At 68.7% G+C, this 17,302-nt stretch carries 16 protein-coding genes; 8 read left to right on the plus strand and 8 right to left on the minus strand.

The annotated features are described in order from the left end of the window. Positions 1-138 precede the first annotated feature (138 nt). Positions 139-915 (plus strand): bestrophin-like domain, encoded by a 777-nt coding sequence (locus BUR94_RS02035; RefSeq protein ID WP_074254603.1) that lies wholly within the window; start codon positions 139-141, stop codon positions 913-915. Between the two features lie 24 nt (positions 916-939). On the opposite strand, the gene BUR94_RS02040 is transcribed toward BUR94_RS02035, so the two are convergent. After that, the gene (locus BUR94_RS02040; protein WP_074254604.1) at positions 940-1,566 is read right to left on the minus strand and encodes a hypothetical protein; all 627 of its coding nucleotides are present in this window, start codon (positions 1,564-1,566) and stop codon (positions 940-942) included. Positions 1,567-1,718: 152 nt separating this feature from the next. Here BUR94_RS02040 and BUR94_RS02045 point away from each other — a divergent pair, with 152 nt between their 5' ends. The 5 genes from BUR94_RS02045 (at position 1,719) to BUR94_RS02065 (ending at position 8,061) form a co-directional block, all read left to right on the plus strand. After that, the gene (locus BUR94_RS02045; protein ID WP_074254605.1) at positions 1,719-3,173 is read left to right on the plus strand and encodes a 1-acyl-sn-glycerol-3-phosphate acyltransferase; all 1,455 of its coding nucleotides are present in this window, start codon (positions 1,719-1,721) and stop codon (positions 3,171-3,173) included. Between the two features lie 109 nt (positions 3,174-3,282). Continuing rightward, positions 3,283-4,581, plus strand: coding sequence for a crotonyl-CoA carboxylase/reductase (gene ccrA, locus BUR94_RS02050; protein ID WP_074257533.1), 1,299 nt, complete (start codon positions 3,283-3,285; stop codon positions 4,579-4,581). Between the two features lie 430 nt (positions 4,582-5,011). Continuing rightward, a complete protein-coding gene (locus tag BUR94_RS02055) occupies positions 5,012-5,728 on the plus strand; it encodes a helix-turn-helix transcriptional regulator (RefSeq protein WP_074254606.1) in 717 nt (238 codons plus the stop codon). 115 nt (positions 5,729-5,843) lie between these two features. Beyond that, positions 5,844-6,482: an acyl-homoserine-lactone synthase gene (locus tag BUR94_RS02060; protein WP_074254607.1), complete on the plus strand. Its 639-nt coding sequence runs from the start codon at positions 5,844-5,846 to the stop codon at positions 6,480-6,482. Positions 6,483-6,528: 46 nt separating this feature from the next. Next, the gene (locus BUR94_RS02065; RefSeq protein WP_074254608.1) at positions 6,529-8,061 is read left to right on the plus strand and encodes an AAA family ATPase; all 1,533 of its coding nucleotides are present in this window, start codon (positions 6,529-6,531) and stop codon (positions 8,059-8,061) included. A 110-nt stretch (positions 8,062-8,171) separates the two neighbouring features. Here the strand turns inward: BUR94_RS02065 and BUR94_RS02070 are convergent, their stop codons facing one another. The 7 genes from BUR94_RS02070 to BUR94_RS02100 all read right to left on the minus strand — a co-directional run bounded on the left by BUR94_RS02070 (position 8,172) and on the right by BUR94_RS02100 (position 15,528). Next, entirely contained in the window at positions 8,172-9,110 is a 939-nt protein-coding gene (locus BUR94_RS02070; RefSeq protein WP_074254609.1) for a 2-hydroxyacid dehydrogenase, read from the minus strand. 54 nt (positions 9,111-9,164) lie between these two features. Then, positions 9,165-10,310 carry a rod shape-determining protein RodA gene (rodA, locus tag BUR94_RS02075; protein ID WP_074254610.1) on the minus strand — a complete coding sequence of 382 codons (1,146 nt, stop codon included), beginning with the start codon at positions 10,308-10,310 and terminating at the stop codon, positions 9,165-9,167. Between the two features lie 10 nt (positions 10,311-10,320). Next, positions 10,321-12,237, minus strand: coding sequence for a penicillin-binding protein 2 (gene mrdA, locus BUR94_RS02080; RefSeq protein ID WP_074254611.1), 1,917 nt, complete (start codon positions 12,235-12,237; stop codon positions 10,321-10,323). After that, positions 12,234-12,773 carry a hypothetical protein gene (locus tag BUR94_RS02085; RefSeq protein ID WP_074254612.1) on the minus strand — a complete coding sequence of 180 codons (540 nt, stop codon included), beginning with the start codon at positions 12,771-12,773 and terminating at the stop codon, positions 12,234-12,236. The genes mrdA and BUR94_RS02085 overlap by 4 nt, the downstream gene beginning before the upstream one ends. Next, entirely contained in the window at positions 12,766-13,683 is a 918-nt protein-coding gene (mreC, locus tag BUR94_RS02090; protein WP_074254613.1) for a rod shape-determining protein MreC, read from the minus strand. The genes BUR94_RS02085 and mreC overlap by 8 nt, the downstream gene beginning before the upstream one ends. Positions 13,684-13,724: 41 nt before the next feature. Beyond that, positions 13,725-14,762, minus strand: a complete 1,038-nt coding sequence (locus BUR94_RS02095) for a rod shape-determining protein (protein ID WP_074254614.1) — start codon at positions 14,760-14,762, stop codon at positions 13,725-13,727. A 190-nt stretch (positions 14,763-14,952) separates the two neighbouring features. Then, positions 14,953-15,528: a hypothetical protein gene (locus BUR94_RS02100; protein WP_074254615.1), complete on the minus strand. Its 576-nt coding sequence runs from the start codon at positions 15,526-15,528 to the stop codon at positions 14,953-14,955. Positions 15,529-15,576: 48 nt separating this feature from the next. Here BUR94_RS02100 and BUR94_RS02105 point away from each other — a divergent pair, with 48 nt between their 5' ends. Together BUR94_RS02105 and BUR94_RS02110 are read left to right on the plus strand one after the other, a co-directional pair. Further along, entirely contained in the window at positions 15,577-16,260 is a 684-nt protein-coding gene (locus BUR94_RS02105; RefSeq protein WP_074254616.1) for a DUF2161 domain-containing phosphodiesterase, read from the plus strand. Beyond that, on the plus strand, positions 16,257-17,282 hold the full coding sequence (locus tag BUR94_RS02110; RefSeq protein WP_074254617.1) for an ATP-grasp fold amidoligase family protein: 1,026 nt from the start codon (positions 16,257-16,259) through the stop codon (positions 17,280-17,282). Before BUR94_RS02105 ends, BUR94_RS02110 begins: the two co-directional genes overlap by 4 nt. Positions 17,283-17,302: the final 20 nt, after the last annotated feature.

Genomic DNA, 17,302 nt, shown 5'->3' on the forward strand with positions numbered 1-17,302 from the left:
GCGTTTCTGGCGAAAGATTATGCCAATGTCAATTCGCTGCAACGCGGCGCAACTTCCTATTGCGCCGCTGCCGCGCAATGCTACAGGTTTCCGCTCCCCATGATATGAAAGTGGGAGGGTAAGGGAGTGCCGGAGCTGATGTACGGACTGAACTCAGGGCTGATCGCCCTTGTGTTGCTCGCGTCCATGGTCGCTGCCATGTTTGGTGGCAGGGCGATGGCAGGGCGGCGGGCCCGACGCATTTCGGACGAAGGCAAATCGCAGACCCTGGCCGTGCAGGCCTCGCTGCTCGCGATCCTCGGCCTGCTGCTGGGTTTCACCTTCTCCCTCGCGCTCGGCCGCTACGACACCCGCAGCCAGGCCGTTGTCGAGGAGGCCAACGCCATCGGCACCGCATGGCTCCGCACCGACCTGATACCCGCCGGCCCGCGCGAGGAGGCCCGTGCGCTGCTGGTCAAATACGCCGAGTTCCGTGCCAAGGCGGGCGAGGTGCCCGCGCATCAGGCCGCCCGCCGCGCCGGCATGGTCGCCACGGCGCAAAAGACCTTCGACCAGCTCTGGGCCCTCGCCGCCGAAACGGCCCGCGCCGAGGGCGGCCCGGCAGTGGTGTCCTTCACCACATCGCTGAACGACATGATAGACCAGCTCTCCGCCCGCGACGCCGCCATCAACCGCCATGTGCCAGAGCCCGTGCTGTTGCTGCTCTACGGCACCTTCATCCTGCTGGGCTGGGTGCTCGGGCTTGCCTCGGCGCAAACCGGAGTGCGGCCTGGCCCGGCGGTCTATGCGATGCTGCTGCTCATCGTCGGCCTCGTCTTCGTCATCATCGACCTCGACAGGCCGAGGCGCGGGATCATCGAGGTCGAGCAGTCGCCGATACGCAACCTCGCCGACCAGCTGGCGAAGTCGGGCTGAGGCCGGGCCCCGGCCCGCGCGCCGTCAGTCGGCGGCGAAGCAGTAGAACAGCCCGTCGCCCCCGGTGCCGCGCAGCGCCTCCAGGCCGCAGCCGCCGCGGGAGGAGTGGGACGAGTTCCACGACTTCGCGGCGTCGCTCTCGTCGAGCCCCATCCGGTCGTGGTGGCCGACCATCCCGGCGGTGTCGGGGCCGTCGCTTGTCCAGTCCTCGCAGGTCATGCCCTCGGCCACGGTCCCGTCGGGCAGCGAGCCGGTGAGGATGTCATGCCGGTTCGGGCTGTCGCCCCGGCCATTCACCACGGCGCCGGTCTCGTCGAGCAGGGTGTCCTTGCCGAGGTTCGCCTCGCCGCCGTGAAGCTGCTCCACGCTCTCGGCCACGGTCACGCCCGCGGCGTTCACCCAGGGCCCGGTGCCGATCCGGTCGCGGGCATTCTCGGCGCTGGTCGACAGGTACGCCCGCCAGGTCGCCCCGCCCGCGCCCACGGCCTCCGCCAGCGCGGCGCAATGGGCATCGGCCCCCTCCAGGCCGCCGAGATTGCCACCGCTGCCGGGGTTCTGGCTGGTGACGAAAAAGCTCATCTCCCCGTCCTGCGCCCATGCCGCAGCGCCTGCGACCGTCAGAACGGCCGCGCCTATCCATCTGAACTTCATGCTGGTTCCTCCCTGGCTGCCGCTCCCCGCCCTCCAGCTCTCCAACGGTAGCACGCCCCCCGCGTGCCCTGCCTCACACATGCGTGACGAGAAATGCGGCGCAGTCGATTCCCGCGATTTACCGCGCAGCGAAAGTTTGCCACCCTCGCCGCATGTTCCAGCCGGTGACGCTGCCCCTCTGGCTCTTCGTCCTGATCCTCCTCTTCGCGGCGGTCACCTTCGCTTCGCACTTCCTCTTTCCCTCGGTCCGCTGGTTCTTCCGGCGGCGACTCGAGCGGGCCGTGGCGCGGCTCAACACCCGGCTCACCCGCCCGATCGAACCGTTCAAGCTGGCGCGGCGGCGCGACACCATCCAGCGGGTGCTCTACTCCCCCGACGTGCTCGCCGCCGTCACCGCCCATGCCGCCGAGGAGGGGGTGCCCGAAGAGGTCGCCTTCGAGCAGGCCCACCGCTACGCCCGCGAGATCGTTCCCGGCTTCTCGGCCTTCGCCTACTTCGGCTTCGCCATCCGCGCCGCCCGCTGGCTCGCCACCTCGCTCTTCCGCGTGCGCCTCGCCCGGCTCGATGCCGAGAAACTCGCCGCCATTCCGCCCGAGGCGACGGTCGTCTTCGTGATGAACCACCGCAGCAACATGGATTACGTCCTCGTCACCTATCTCGTCGCCGGGCAGACGACGCTCTCCTACGCCGTCGGCGAATGGGCGCGGGTCTGGCCCCTGCGCAGCCTGATCCGGGCGATGGGCGCCTACTTCATCCGCCGCAAGTCGCGCGGCGCGCTCTACCGCACCGTGCTCTCGACCTATGTCACCGTCGCCACCCGCGCGCGCGTCACCCAGGCCATGTTTCCCGAGGGCCGGCTTTCGCTGACCGGCGCACCGGGCGAGCCCAGGCTGGGGCTGCTGGCCTATATCACCGAGGCCGCGCAGGACGGCACCGAGGTGATCTTCGTGCCCACCGCGCTCAACTACGACCGTGTGCTGGAGGACCGCGTGCTCATCGCCGCGCAGGGGGGAGGGGGGTTTCCCACCCGGATCCGCGTGGTGATCCGCTGGCTCCTGCGCCAGCTGGTGCTGCGGGTGCGCGGGCTCACCCATCACCTCGGCTATGCGGCGGTCAGCTTTGGCGACCCGCTTTCGCTGGCCAGCTTTCCCGGCGACACCGAGGCGCTGGGCCGCGAGCTGATGGATCGGATCGAGGCGGTGATGCCGGTGCTCCCGGTGCCGTTACTGGCCGCGCTGCTGCTGGAGGCCGAAGGCCCGCTCGACCGGGCCACGCTCGAGCGCCGCTGGAATGCCCGGCTGCGCCTGCTGGAAGGGGCCGACATCGTGCTCCACGTGCCGCGCGGCAACCCCGCCTATGCCCTGGAAAACGCGTTGCGCATCCTGCGTGAGCGCCAGTTGCTCGCCGAAACCCCCGAGGGCATCGCGGCCGCGCCCGATGAGGCCCCGCTCTTCCGCTTCTATGCCGCCTCCGTCGCCCGGCAGCTGGCCAGGCTGGGCGATGCTGCGCCTGCAACCTTGCCGCACCCCCGGCTGCTGCCTGCCGATGATGCAGCTGCGAAGGTTTCTGCCGGAACCCGCGCCGAAACTGAATCGGGCGAGACATAAAATTACAAATCCGACGTCGGTCGTATTGCAATCTTGCGCGACGGCCCTTAGAACCTCCCGGACAAAGGGCGCGATTCTGCGCCGCAGAACAACGCGAGGAGAGATGACGATGGCGCTGGATGTCACCGAAGCCCGCCAGGCCCCCTATGAGGCCGAAGAGAAGGAGCTGTACGAGATCGGCGAAATGCCCCCTCTGGGTTACGTGCCGCCCAAGATGTATGCTTGGGCCATTCGCCGCGAGCGCCACGGCGAGCCCGATGTGTCGTTCAAGCAGGAGGTGCTCCCGACCTGGGAGATCGACAGCCAGGAAGTGCTCGTCCTCGTCATGGCCGCCGGCGTCAACTACAACGGCGTCTGGGCCGGGCTCGGCAAGCCGATCTCGCCCTTCGACGTGCACGGCCAGGATTTTCACATCGCCGGCTCCGACGCCTCCGGCATCGTCTGGAAGGTCGGTGACAAGGTCACGCGCTGGAAGGTCGGCGACGAGGTGGTGATCCACTGCAACCAGGACGACGGCGACGACGAGTTCTGCAACGGCGGCGATCCGATGTATTCGCCCAGCCAGCGGATCTGGGGATATGAAACCGGCGATGGCTCCTTTGCCCAGTTCACCAAGGTTCAGGCCCAGCAGCTCATGCCGCGGCCCAAGCACCTGACCTGGGAGGAGAGCGCCTGCTACACGCTGACGCTGGCCACCGCCTACCGCATGCTCTTCGGCCACGAGCCGCACGACCTGAAGCCCGGCCAGAACGTTCTGGTCTGGGGTGCCTCGGGCGGCCTCGGCTCCTATGCCATACAGCTCGCCAACACCGCCGGCGCCAATGCCATCGGGGTGATCTCCGACGAGAGCAAGCGCCAGTTCGTGATGGATCAGGGCGCCAAGGGCGTCATCAACCGGAAAGATTTCAACTGCTGGGGCCAGCTCCCCACGGTGAACAGCCCCGAGTACAACGAGTGGCTCAAGGAGGCCCGCAAGTTCGGCAAGGCGATCTGGGACATCACCGGCAAGGGCGTCAACGTCGACATGGTCTTCGAGCACCCCGGCGAGGCAACCTTCCCGGTCTCCACGCTGGTGGTCAAGAAGGGCGGCATGGTGGTGATCTGCGCCGGCACCTCCGGCTTCAACTGCACCTTCGACGTACGCTACATGTGGATGCACCAGAAACGCCTGCAGGGCTCGCACTTCGCACACCTCAAGCAGGCCTCCGCGGCCAACAAGCTGATGGTGGAGCGCAGGCTCGATCCCTGCATGTCCGAGGTCTTCCCCTGGGACGAGATCCCGGCGGCCCATACCAAGATGCTCCGCAACGAGCACAAACCCGGCAACATGTCGGTGCTGGTGCAGGCCCCCAGAACCGGCCTGCGCACCCTCGAGGATGTTCTCGAAGCCGGCCGCTCAGGCAACTGACCGGCCCTGTCCCCCGCCGCGCGGTTCCCTCGCGCGCGGCGGGTGGCACCACCAATGGTTGTGAGGTTCCCCGGGCACCATTGCGCGGGTCGATCCCGCCACGCCGCCTATCGGGCGCCCAATCTCCTGAACATGAAAAGAATTTCGGTGGCTTGTCAGATATCTCGCCATTTCAGGGGACGGTACATCCGCGAATTTTCTCACGCCGGGTCACATGCTAGGGTTGTGTTAACGCATCGTTAACCTTTAGGATTGAGGCTGCCTATGAAACACGATTGGGTGTTCGACGTCTTGGCCGATCTGCGGACATACGCAGCTCGCAACGGGCTGACCGCGCTGGAGGGGAAGCTGCTGGAGACGATCGAGGTGACACGTCGCGAGACGGGTTGCGATGCCGCATCGTTCAGGGGAGACGCGTCGGCGGAGGGCGATGGCGGCAGTGTTGGAGCATTTCATCGAGGGGTTGCAGCAGGCGAGCACGCTTGATGACCTGCAGACCTGCATCTTCGACTTCCGCGATCTCTACGAGGTCGAGCATGTCGTCTATCACTCGGTCAACGCGAGCGGCGGCCAGTATGCCGCGCTGACCTACGACAACAAATGGGTCGATCGCTACGTCTCGGAGGAGTACGAGCGCATCGACCCGGTGGTGATGGGCTGCTACCAGCGCTTCCACCCGGTAGACTGGCGGCGGCTGGACTGGTCGGGCAAGGTCAGCCGCGATTTCATGGACGAGGCCCAGCAGGCCGGGGTGGGCAACCAGGGCTACACCGTTCCGATCCGCGGTCCGTCAGGCCAGTTCGCGCTCTTCACCGTGTCGCACAATGCCAGCGACGCCAAGTGGACCCGCTTCACCGAGGCCTGCACCCGCGACCTGATCCTCGCGGCCCACTACCTGAACCAGAAAGCGCTGGAAATCGAGCGCGGCGGCACCGCAAGGGCCGCCTCCCGCGCCCTGTCTCCCCGCGAACGCGACGCCCTGACATTGCTCGCCTTGGGCTACAGCCGCGCCCAGGCCGCCGAGAGTCTCGAGATCTCCGAACACACCCTGCGGGTCTACATCGAGGGTGCCCGCTACAAGCTCGGGGCGATGAACACCACCCACGCCGTTGCCCTCGCCCTGGCACAGGGCCGGCTGGTATTCTGAGCGGCGCCGCATTTTCCTGATGCAATCTTAACGTGCCGGGCAATACAGCGTAACAACCTTAACGATAATTCCTTAACGTGACTCCCGTTCAAGCAACCAGATGGAGGGAGTTACCATGTTGCGCTATGTCTACGGCGAAGAGCTTTACCAGTTTCCCAAGCTGCGGAGCACCATGTTCCGGGATCGCGCCCGGCAGTTCTCGGAGCGGCTCGGCTGGGCGGTCACCGTGAACGAGGCCGGCGAGGAACACGACGAATACGACGTGATGAACCCGCTCTACGTGATCTGGCAGCGTGCCGACGGCAGCCACGGCGGCTCCATGCGCTTTCTGCCCACCACCGCAGCCTGCATGGTGAACGATCACTTCACCCATCTCACCGAGGGCGTGACCATTTCGCACCCGCTGATCTGGGAGTGCACCCGCTTCTGCCTTGCGCCCGAGGCCGAGGGCCGTGTGGCCGCGGCGCTCATGCTGGGCGGAGCCGAGCTGGGGCGCGGCTTTCACCTGACCGATGCGGTGGGCGTCTTCGATGCCCGGATGGTCCGCATCTACGGCCGCCTCGGCTGGGCGCCCACGGTGCTCGGCACGGCGGGCGAGGGGCGCGATGCCGTCTCCGTGGGGCTCTGGCAGATGTCCGATCCCACCCGCCTCGCCATGGCCCGCAGGGCCGGGCTCAGCCCCGCGCTCTCACGGCACTGGTTCGACCGCGCCTTCACCCCGGTCGCCTCTGCGCCAGAGGCCGTCTCGGCCTGACCACCGGGGCTGGTGGAGGGGGGGCGGACAGAATAAGGTCCGCCCCATGACCCTCCCCGCTCTCGTCTTCTCCGATGATCAGGCCCAGGCCTGGGATACCCTCTCGGAGGTGCTGCGCAAGCATGGCGTCGATCTCGACAACGAAACCACCACCCCCATGGCCGAGGGCAAGGGCTCGGTGACGGCGGTCCTGGGCAAGGCCGGCTCCGGCAAGACCCTCCTGCTCGCGCGCCTCGCCGATGCCCTGGCCGAGGCGGGGGTCGAGGTGATCTCGGGCGACTGGGAGGGCAAGCCGCGCCGCGACCGCCGCACGCTTGCCATCCTCGCGCCCACCAACAAGGCCGCTTCGGTCTTGCGGGGCAGGGGGGTGGCCGCCACCACGATCCACCGCATCCTCTACACGCCGGTCTACGACCCCGAGTACGAGAAGATCGCCGAGTGGCTGGCCGGGCAGGGCGACCGCCCCGAGCCGATGGAGGGCCTCACCGAGGCCGCCCTCGACCGCGCCCACGCCGTCTACCAGACCCACAAGTCCGTGCCCGCAGCGCTCGCCGCCGCCGGGCTGCGCGGCTCCGATTTCATCACCGGCTGGAAACGCCGCGAGGAACCGCTGGATATCGGCTTCATCGACGAGAGCTCGATGCTGTCCGACGACCAGTTCGACGACCTGAAGGAGATCTTCCAGGCCCTCGTGCTCTTCGGCGACCCGGCCCAGCTGGCGCCGGTCAAGCAGTCGGGCAACATGGTGTTCGACCGTCTCCCCGCGCCCCGCAAGCTCGAGCTGCACCGCATCCACCGCCAGGCCGACGACAACCCCATCCTCGATCTCGCCCACGCGCTCGCCGACCCGGATCTGACCTTCCAGGCCTTCGAGCGGATGGTCGAGGAGAAGGCCCGCGCCGACGACCGGGTGGTGGTCTCCGAGCGGGTCGAGGCCGCGCTCATGGCCCGCTCGCCCGTGCTGGTCTGGCGCAACAACACCCGCATCCGGCTCATCCACGCCTTCCGCGCCGCCTACCACGCCCCGCCCGATGCGCTCCTGCCCGGCGAACCGCTGGTCTGCGACGGGATCGAGCTGCCGATGAAGCACCGCAAGAAGCGGCTCGACCTCGAGGCGCGCGGCCTGATCAAGGGCGCCCAGGTGGTCTACCTCGGCCCCGGCAACAAGCCCGGCTTCTCCCGGCTCCACGTCTTCGGCGCCGAGCAGCCGCAAGTGTCTGCGGCCTCCATCGTCAAGATCGAGCTGCCCGACGAGGAGGAGCCCTTCATCCCCTACGCCGCCCGCATGGGGGCCACCTTCCTGCACGGCGCGGCGGTGACGATCCACAAGGCGCAGGGCAGCCAGTGGCCCACCGTCCAGGTCTTCGCGCCCGACCTCTTCGTGGCCGCCCGGATGAACCGCGACGAGGCCGGCCAGCCGCTCTGGAAACGCCTCGCCTACGTCGCCATCACCCGTGCCGAGGAACGGCTGCTCTGGGTCACCCGCAACCGCCTCGCCCGCCCCACCGCGCCGCTCACCATCGAAGACCTCTCCGCCCCCGCCGCGCCCCTGGCGCTGGAGGCCGAACAGCCCGAGTAGCACCCCGCCGGCAGAGGTGCACCGTCATCCTCGGGCCTGACCCGAGGACCTCTTGGCGGGGAGATCCTCGGGTCAGGCCCGAGGATGACGGTGAAACATCCCCATGGGCCTCAATACCCCGCCCCGCGATCCACCAGCCCGATGAGCGGCTCGCCCGCCTCTGCGCGCCGGATATTCTCGGCAACCGACCGCGCCGCGCTCGACACGCGCGTCTCCGCGGCCGTATGCGCCGTCACCGTCACCTTGGGGTGCGCCCAGAAGGCATGGCCCTCCGGCAGCGGCTCCACCCGGAACACGTCGAGCGTGGCATGGTCCAGTTGCCCCGAGTCCAGCGCGGCAATCAGGGCGTCGTCGTCGATCAGCGGCCCCCGCCCCGGGTTGATGAGAAAGCTCCCCCGCGCCATCGCCGCAAAGGCCCGCGCGTCCATCACCTTCTCCGTGGCCGGGGTGTCGGGCAGGAGCGTCACCACGATCTCCGCCCCCCTCAGCGCCTCCAGTAGCCCGTCCTCGCCGGCAAAGCTCTCGACGCCCTCGATCTCGCGCAGGCTCCGCGACCAGCCCCGCACCCGGAAGTTCAGCGCCACCAGCGCCCGCGCGCAGGCCGCGCCCAGAGCGCCCGTGCCCAGCACCGTCACCACCCGGTCCCGTGCCAGCGGCGGGATCACCCACTGCCAGGCGTGCTCGGGGTTCACGATGTGCCGGTCGAGCCCGAGGTGATGCCGCAGCACCTGCCCGGTGACCCACTCCACCATGCCCTCCGTCAAGGAGCTGTCCACCATCCGCGCCAGCGGCATCGTCAGGGTGGCGTTGCCCACGATCTGCTCCACCCCGGCCCAGAGGCTCAGCGCCGCCCTCGCCCGGACAAAGCCGCTGAAGTCCTCCACCGGTCCGTTCGGCGCAAAGACGATGTAGTCCACCTCGTCCTCGGCCACATCGCCGGGCTTAAACAGGGCCACCTCCAGCCCCGCCTCGGCGCAGGCGCGCGGCAGTTCGATGGCGTAGGGTTCCCAGAGGGACGAGCGGGCGGAGAGGAGTATGTTCAGCGTCATGCGCCGGACCCTATCCGCCCCGCGCGCCGCCGCCAAGCGATGCGCCCCTTGGGGCTACCGCCCGCGCGGCCTGTGCACATGGGCGCTCTGCACCAGCCCGAAGGCTCCCAGCAGCACGATCATCGCCGAGCCGCCGTAGCTCACCAGCGGCAGGGGCACGCCCACCACGGGCGCGAGGCCCATGACCATGCTCATGTTCACCGCGAAGAACAAAAAGAACGTGCCCGCGATCCCGAGAATCAGCAGCGAGCTGAACCTGTCGCGGTTCTTCAGCGCCGAGGCCACGCAGAAGACGATGATGAGCACGTAGAGCACCAGCAGAGACACGCCGCCAATAAAGCCGAATTCCTCCGCCAGCGTCGTGAAGATGAAGTCGGTGTGCTTTTCCGGCAGAAAGTTGAGCCGGCTCTGCGTGCCTTCCATCAGCCCGCGTCCCGTCCAGCCGCCCGAGCCCAGGGCGATCTTCGACTGGGTGATGTGGTAGCCCGCGCCCAGCGGGTCGGACTCCGGGTCGAGAAAGGTGTCGATCCGGCGGAACTGGTAGTCCTTCAGCAACTGCCAGGTCGTCCCGCGCGAGGCCAGGACGGTGCTCACCAGCCCCACGCCGCCGGCGATGACGACGCCGAAGTAGAGCCAGTGCACGCCGGCGCAGAACATCACCATCGCCCCGCCCACGACAAGCAGGATCGCGGTGCCGAGGTCGGGCTGCTTCAGCACCAGCGCGGTCGGCACCAGGATGATGAAGACCGGCAGCAGCACCCAGAGCGGGCGAGAGGTCTTTCCCACGTCGAGCCAGTCGTAATAGGCCGCCAGCAGCATCACCAGGGTGATCTTGGCCACCTCCGAGGGTTGCAGCCTTATGAAGCCGAGGTCGATCCAGCGCTGTGCGCCCATGCCGACATCGCCGAAGAACTCCACGTAGACCAGCAGCAGCAGCGAGCCCAGATAGGCCAGCAGCGCCATGTTGCGCCAGAAGTAGATCGGCACCATGGCGACGATGAACATCATCACCAGCCCGAGGGCAAAGCGCTTCATCTGCGGCCCCGCCCAGGGGTCGAGCGAGCCGCCCGCCACCGAGAAGAGCATCAGAAAGCCCACGCCGCAGACCGCCACCAGCAGCACGACCAGCGCCCAGTTGACGTAGAGCACCTTGCTCAGCCCGGTCGGGACCGTCTCGCGGTTGTACTCGAGATAGCTCACGCCGCGCGCCTCATGCCCTGTCGCTCGCCTCGCGCAGCAGGTCGTCGCGCAGCTTCAGCTCCTTGCGCATCTGCTCCACCTCCCAGCGCGCCGAGCTGGGGTAGGCCTCCATCGGGGGCAACCCGCCATAGAGCGTCTGAAGCATGATGTCCCGCGCCACCGGTGCCGCAACCGCCGAGCCGCCGCCGCCGTGCTCGACCACCACCGAAACCGCGTATTTGGGGTTGTCGTAGGGGGCAAAGGCCACAAAAAGCGCGTGGTCCCGCTGCTCCCAGGGCACATCCTGGTTGCGCACCACGACCGAGCGCACCTGGCTGGTGCCGGTCTTGCCCGCCATCGTCATGCCCTCGGCCACGATCCGGCTGCCCCGCGCGGTGCCGCGCGCCGAGTTCACCACGTCATACATGCCCTTGCGCACCTGGCTCAGCGCGGTGGGCGAAATGTCGAGCGGCTCCAGCCCGGTGACCGGCATCTCCTTGCCGTCAACCGACTTGACCAGCCTCGGGTCGATCCGGGTGCCGCTTGCGATGCGCGAGGCCATCACCGCGAGCTGGAGCGGCGAGGCCAGAACAAAGCCCTGGCCGATCGAGGCGTTCAGGCTGTCACCCACCACCCAGGGCTGTTCGTAGCGCTCCGCCTTCCACTCCTTCGACGGCGCGATGCCCTCCGCCACGGCGCTCATCGGCACGTCATGGCGCACCCCGATGCCGAGCTTCTTGGCCATCGCCGAGATGTTCTCGATCCCGGCCTTCATCGCCAGCTCGTAATAGTAGACGTCGCAGCTCTGCTCGAGCGAGGCCTCGAGGTCCACCCAGCCGTGGCCCGACCGCTTCCAGCAATGAAACCTGCGGCCCGAAATCTCCTTGTGGCCGGGGCAGTAGAAGGTCTCGCCCGCGGTCACCACGCCGGCCTCCATCGCCGCGAGGGCCGTGACCATCTTGAAGGTCGAGCCCGGCGGATACACGCCCTGTGCCGCCTTGTTTGCGAGGGGGCGGTGATCGTTCTCGGTCAGCGTGCGGTAGTCGGCCACCGAGATGCCGCGGACAAAGAGGTTGGGGTCGAAGGAGGGGGCCGAGCCGATCGCGAGCAGGTCGCCGTTGGTGACATCCATCACCACCGCCGCCGCGCTCTCGGTCCCGAGCCGCGCCTGCACGAAGTTCTGCAACTGGCTGTCGACGGTCAATTGCAGGTCGGCCCCCGAGATCCCCTGCTGCCGGTCCAGCTCGCGCATCACCCGTCCGCTCGCGTTCACCTCGATCCGCCGGTTGCCCGCCTTGCCGCGCAGCGGCTCCTCCCACTTGCTCTCCACCCCGGTCTTGCCGATCTGGAACTGGGGCAGCCGCAAGAGCGGGTCCGGGTCCTCGATCTTGGAGAGGTCGTAGTCGCTCACCCGGCCGACGTAGCCGATGACATGGGCGAAGTCCTCCAGCATGGGGTAGTGGCGCGACAGGCCCACCTCCGGCGAGATGCCGGGCAGGGCAGGGGTGTTCACGGCGACCTCCGAGAGCTGCTGCCAGCTCAGCCGGTCGGCGATGGTGTATTCGAGAAAGGGCGAGGACCGGCGCATCTCTTCCAGCGCCTTGTCGACCTCCTCGTCGGTCAGCGGGATGATCTTGCGCAGCCGGGCGAGCGTGTTGGCGAGGTCGCCCGCGTCTTCCGGCACGATGACCACCCGGTAGATCTGCTCGTTCACCGCGATCGGCCGCCCGTTGCGGTCGAAGATCAGGCCCCGCTCCGGCGGGATCAGCGAGAACTTGATCCGGTTCTCTTCCGCCAGCAGCCGGAAGGCATCGGCCTGTTCCACCTGCATGTAGCGCATCCGGCCCGCGAGCAAGGTGGCAAAGCCGCCCATCAGCCCGCCCATCACCAGCCCGCGCCGCGTGATCTTGCGAACGCTCTCCTCGGTATCCTTCGGTGCCCGCCTCACAGCCGGTGCCCCAGCGCATCCACCTCTCCCGGCGCGGCCTTGCGCAGCCCGAAGAGCATGTGGGAGGCGGCCACTACCACGGGGTAGGTCAGGATCGTGACGCCCATCTGCATCGCCGCCACGCCCATCGGCGGCCGCGGCACCATGAAGAGCGCCAGCACCGCCATGTTGGCCAGCATCAGCGCCACCATCACCATCCCCGCCATCGCCCACTCCAACGGAAACGGCAGCTCCCGCGACAGCGCCTGCCGGGCGCGCAGAAACTCGCAGCCCAGCAGCACCAGCAGGGTCCACAGGCCGGGCGGGCGGTGAAAGATCAGGTCGGCGGTCAGAAACACCAGCACCAGCAGCGCCGGCGGCACGAAGGCCGGGCGCCGCAGCACCCAGGCCAGTGTCAGCGCCAGCATCAGGTCGGGGCCGGGTATGCCGCCCGCGGTGGTGTCGAGCGGCAGCAGCCGGAAGAAGGCAAAGAGCGTGCAGAGGCCCAGAAAGGCCGCACGATAGGTCCAGATGCGGGTGGTGACCGGGTCAACCATCGGCAGCGCCCTCGGCCTGGCTCAGCGCCTCGGGGTGCGGATTGGGGGTGACCTCGGGGGTGAGGATCAGCCCGCCCGGATCGGCGATCACCTCGGCCTCATGGCTCCGCAGCACGCGCAGAAAGTCGAGCCGCTCGTAATCCGCCGAGAGCCGCACCCGCATCCGCCCGTCGCGCCCCTCCACCAGTTGTCCCACCACCAGCCCGGCCGGGAAGACCCCGCCATCGCCCGAGCTGACAACCCGGTCGCCGGGCCGCACGGTGTCGCGGTCCTCGATGAACTCCAGCGGCGGCAGCGCCCGGTTGTCGCCCGCCAGCATGGCGTGCTGGCCCGAGGGCTGCACCACGACAGGGATGCGCGAGGCCGCATCGGTCAGCAGGATCACCCGGCTGGTCTGCTCGCCCACGCCCGCGATCCGCCCCACGAGGCCCAGCCCGTCCATCACCGCCCAGCCATCGCGGATGCCGTCGCGCCGGCCCACGTTGAGCAGCACCGACTGGCGGAACGGCGAGCCGCTGTCGGCGATGACCACGCCCGACACGCTGGTCAGCCGCGGGTCGAGCCGCAGGTTGTTCAGCGCCAGCAGCTTGGCGTTCTGCTGTTCGAGCTGAACCGCCGCCTCCTTCCAGGCCTTCATCTGCTGAAGCTCCCGGCGCAGCTCCTGGTTCTGCTCGTAGAGCCGGTTGTAGGACTGGAAGCTGTCGGCCATGTTGCCGATCTTCGTGGCCGGCACGCTCGCCCACTCGAAGTTCGGCACCACCGCGTCGATCAGGTTGGAGCGAAACCGCTCCACCCGCGGGCTGTCGATCCGCCACAGCAGGAAGAGCCCGAAGCAGATCACGACGAAAACCGCGATCAGGATGCGCCTGACCGGGCTGACGTAGTCGATGTTCGTATCTCTCTTCGCCAAGCGGGCAGCCTTTCCGCGAGGCCTGCACCCTCGGCAGGGCCTCAGCTGTCGTAGTCTATCACATGCCTGAGCTGTTTTTCATATTCCAGCGCCTTGCCGGTGCCGAGCGCCACACAATTCAGTGACTCGTCGGCCACCGAGATGGCGAGGCCGGTCTGCTCGCGCAGGGCAAGGTCCAGCTCGCCCAGCAGCGCCCCGCCGCCGGTGAGCATCACGCCCCGGTCGACGATGTCGGCGGCAAGGTCCGGCGGAGTGGCCTCGAGCGCGGTCATCACCGCCTCGCAGATCTGCTGCACCGGCTCGCTCAGGGCCTCGGACACCTGCGCCTGGTTGATCTCGGTCTCCTTGGGCACGCCGTTCAACAGGTCGCGCCCGCGGATCATCATGCTGGCGCCCCGGCCATCGTCGGGCATCCGCGCGGTGCCGATCGAGGTCTTCACCCGCTCGGCGGTGCTGTCGCCGATCAGGATGTTGTGCTGCCGGCGCAGGTAGCTGACGATCGCCTCGTCCATCCGGTCTCCGCCCACCCGCACGCTTCGCGCATAGACGATGTCACCCAGCGAGAGCACGGCCACCTCGGTGGTGCCGCCGCCGATGTCGACGACCATGTTGCCCGTGGGGTCGGTGATCGGCATGCCCGCGCCGATGGCCGCCGCGATCGGCTCGGCGATCAGCCCCGCCCGGCGCGCACCCGCACTCAGCACCGATTGCCGGATCGCCCGCTTTTCAACCGGAGTCGCGCCATGGGGCACGCAGACGATGATCTTGGGCTTGGTGAAGGTGGTGCGCTTGTGAACCTTGCGGATGAAGTGCTTGATCATCTCTTCCGCCGTGTCGAAGTCGGCGATGACACCCTCGCGCATCGGCCGGATCGCCTCGATGCTGCCGGGCGTCCGGCCGAGCATCAGCTTGGCGTCCTCACCCACCGCCAGCACCTCCTTGCGCCCGCCCTTGGTGTGATAGGCCACCACGGAGGGCTCGTTGAGGATGATCCCCCGGCCCTTCACGTAAACCAGCGTGTTGGCGGTGCCGAGGTCGATCGCCATATCCGACGAAAACAGACCGCTCAGAAAAGCCATGTCAACGTTACCCCTGCCCTCTGCCAAAGCCCCACCGGGGCACGACTCAGCCGCCCCCTCGGAACTTTTGGCTTATAGGGGCAGGGTGGGAGGTGGGACAAGGGGGGCACGGGAGGGCAACGGCAAGTTGATGCCGGGGCAGGGGGGCATCGCCGACTGCCGTGCCGGAGGCACCCCGCCTCGCCGCCGGTCAGCGCCGGGCCACCTCGGTCAGCCGCATCGGCGGAAACAGCGCCGCCATCGGCCCCTGAACCTCGCTCGCGGTCACCAGCCCGAGGTCGGGGGCATAGATGTGCCGGGTCTCCAGCGGCGCCATCCACCCTACCGACACCGTGATCGAAACCTCCCACGCCGGGTATCGGCAAGCGCCCGCCACGGCCACGGAGGGGCCGAGATAGCGCACCACCACCTCGCCCTCCCGCACCGCCGCGCCAGCGGGCGCGATGGTCACGCCGCTCTGCCAGCGCCCCAGCTCGTCGAGCCGGTCCAGCGGGGCAGGGTCGGCGGCATAGGCGTAGCGGGTGGGTGCCGCCGCGGGTCCGGTCTCCGACACCAGCAAGGGGTGGAGATAGGCCATCCGCATCTGCCCGCCCGGCAGTCCGGGCGCATCCCGCAGGATCGTCCCGTCCCGCGCGCTGATCACCAGCGTCACCTCCGTCGCCTCGAGCCGCGCGCGCAGCCCGGCCTCCAGGTCGGCCGCCACCGGGCAGGCCGCAGCGGCGGGCGTTGCGACAAGGGCGCAGAGGGTGGCAATGATCTGGCGCATGAGCGTCTCCCCGGGTGACCACGCGCCATCCCATGCTAGAACCGTGGCATGAGTGAGGCGAAACCCAGAGAGCAGGATCTCTATGCCCCGGTGAAGGCCCTCCTTGAGGCCCAGGGCTACGAGGTGAAGGGCGAGGTCGGCGCGGCCGATCTGGTGGCGTGCCGGGGCGGCGACGCGCCCGTGGTGGTCGAACTGAAGCTGGCGTTCTCCCTGGCGCTGATCCACCAGGGCATCGCCCGCCAGGCGCTCACCGATGCCGTCTACCTCGCCGTGCCGCGCGGCTCGGGCCGCCGCTGGATCTCGGCGATGAAGAACCACAAGGTGCTCTGCCGCCGCCTCGGCCTCGGGCTGATCTACGTGCGCCTCTCCGACGGCCACACCCAGATCGCCCTCGACCCGGCGCCCTACACGCCGCGCAAATCGGCTCCCCGCACGAGCCGCCTCCTGCGCGAGTTCGCCCGCCGCGAGGGCGACCCGCAGCCCGGCGGCGCCGACCGCTCCTCCACGCTGATGACAGCCTACCGCCAGGACGCCATGAAGCTCGCCGCCCACCTCGCCGCCGAAGGCCCCTGCAAGGGCGCCACGGTCGCCGCCGCCACCGGCGTCGCCAGGGCCACCCGGATGATGGCCGACGACCACTACGGCTGGTTCGAGAGGGTGGAGAAGGGCATCTACGGCCTGACCGAGAACGGCGCAAAAGCCCTCGGTATGCTCGGAGCCGACGCGCCTTGACCCTCGCCTCCCCAGTCCCGGACCTGCATCAGCCCGCGCCGGCGCAACGCGAACTCCGGCCACAGTCCCGTGCCGATGCCGCCCTCTTCGCCGCCGTCGAGGCCTGGGCCCGCCTCCGTCATGGCAAGGCCCTGCGCTGGCTTCGCAAGACCGAGGGCGCCCCGCGCCGCCAATCCGTCGCGCTGCCCGATTGCGCCAACGACAAGTTCACCTGGCGCAAGCTCTTCGATCACGACCCCCGCTTCGTGCAGCTGAGCGACAAGGCTACCCAGCGCGACTGGCCCGGCGCTGCCCGCTGCGGCGTGCCCTGGGTTCCGATGCTGTGGGTGGGCGACGACATCGCGGCCTTTCCCGACGCGCTGTTCGCGCGCGACATCATTCTCAAGGGCGCGCATTGCTCGGGCCGCACGATCTTTGCCGAGGCCGGCACGCTGACCCGCGAGGCCCTGCACGCGCGCACGCGGCGCACCCTCCGGCGCACCCACGGCCGAAAGGCCGCCGAATGGGCCTACCGGCACCTGCCGCACCGCATCCTCGCGGAACCCATGCTCGGAAGCTCGGAGGCCGTCACCGATATCAAGTTCTACACCTACGGCGGCCAGATCGAGCGGGTCATCCACCTCTCCGACCGGCGCGGCAAATTGGGCCGCAGCGAGTGGCTCTGGCGCGACGGCACCTTCCGCCGCCTGCCCGGACCGCCGCAACCGGGCTTCTCCGATCTCCGCGCCGAGCTGCCCGATATCACCTGGCGCGCGATGGAGACCGCGCAGGACCTCGGCGCGCATTTCGACCACGTGCGGGTCGATTTCCTTTCCGACGGCCAAGGCCTCTGGCTCGGCGAACTGACCTTCTACACCAACGCCGGCTTCTACCACGGCGACCTCGGCACCAGCCCCGCAGCCCCCACCAACCGCATGTGGGACCTCCGCCGCAGCTGGTTCATGCAATCCCCGCAGCGCGGCTGGCGCGAGGCCTACCGCAGGGCGCTCGCCCGCAGCCTGGAGGCTGCCGCGGCGACCTGATCGCTAACCCAACCACAGAC

The sequence above is a fragment of the Vannielia litorea genome (genome assembly GCF_900142295.1).
In the GTDB taxonomy this organism is placed as follows: Bacteria; Pseudomonadota; Alphaproteobacteria; order Rhodobacterales; family Rhodobacteraceae; genus Vannielia; species Vannielia litorea.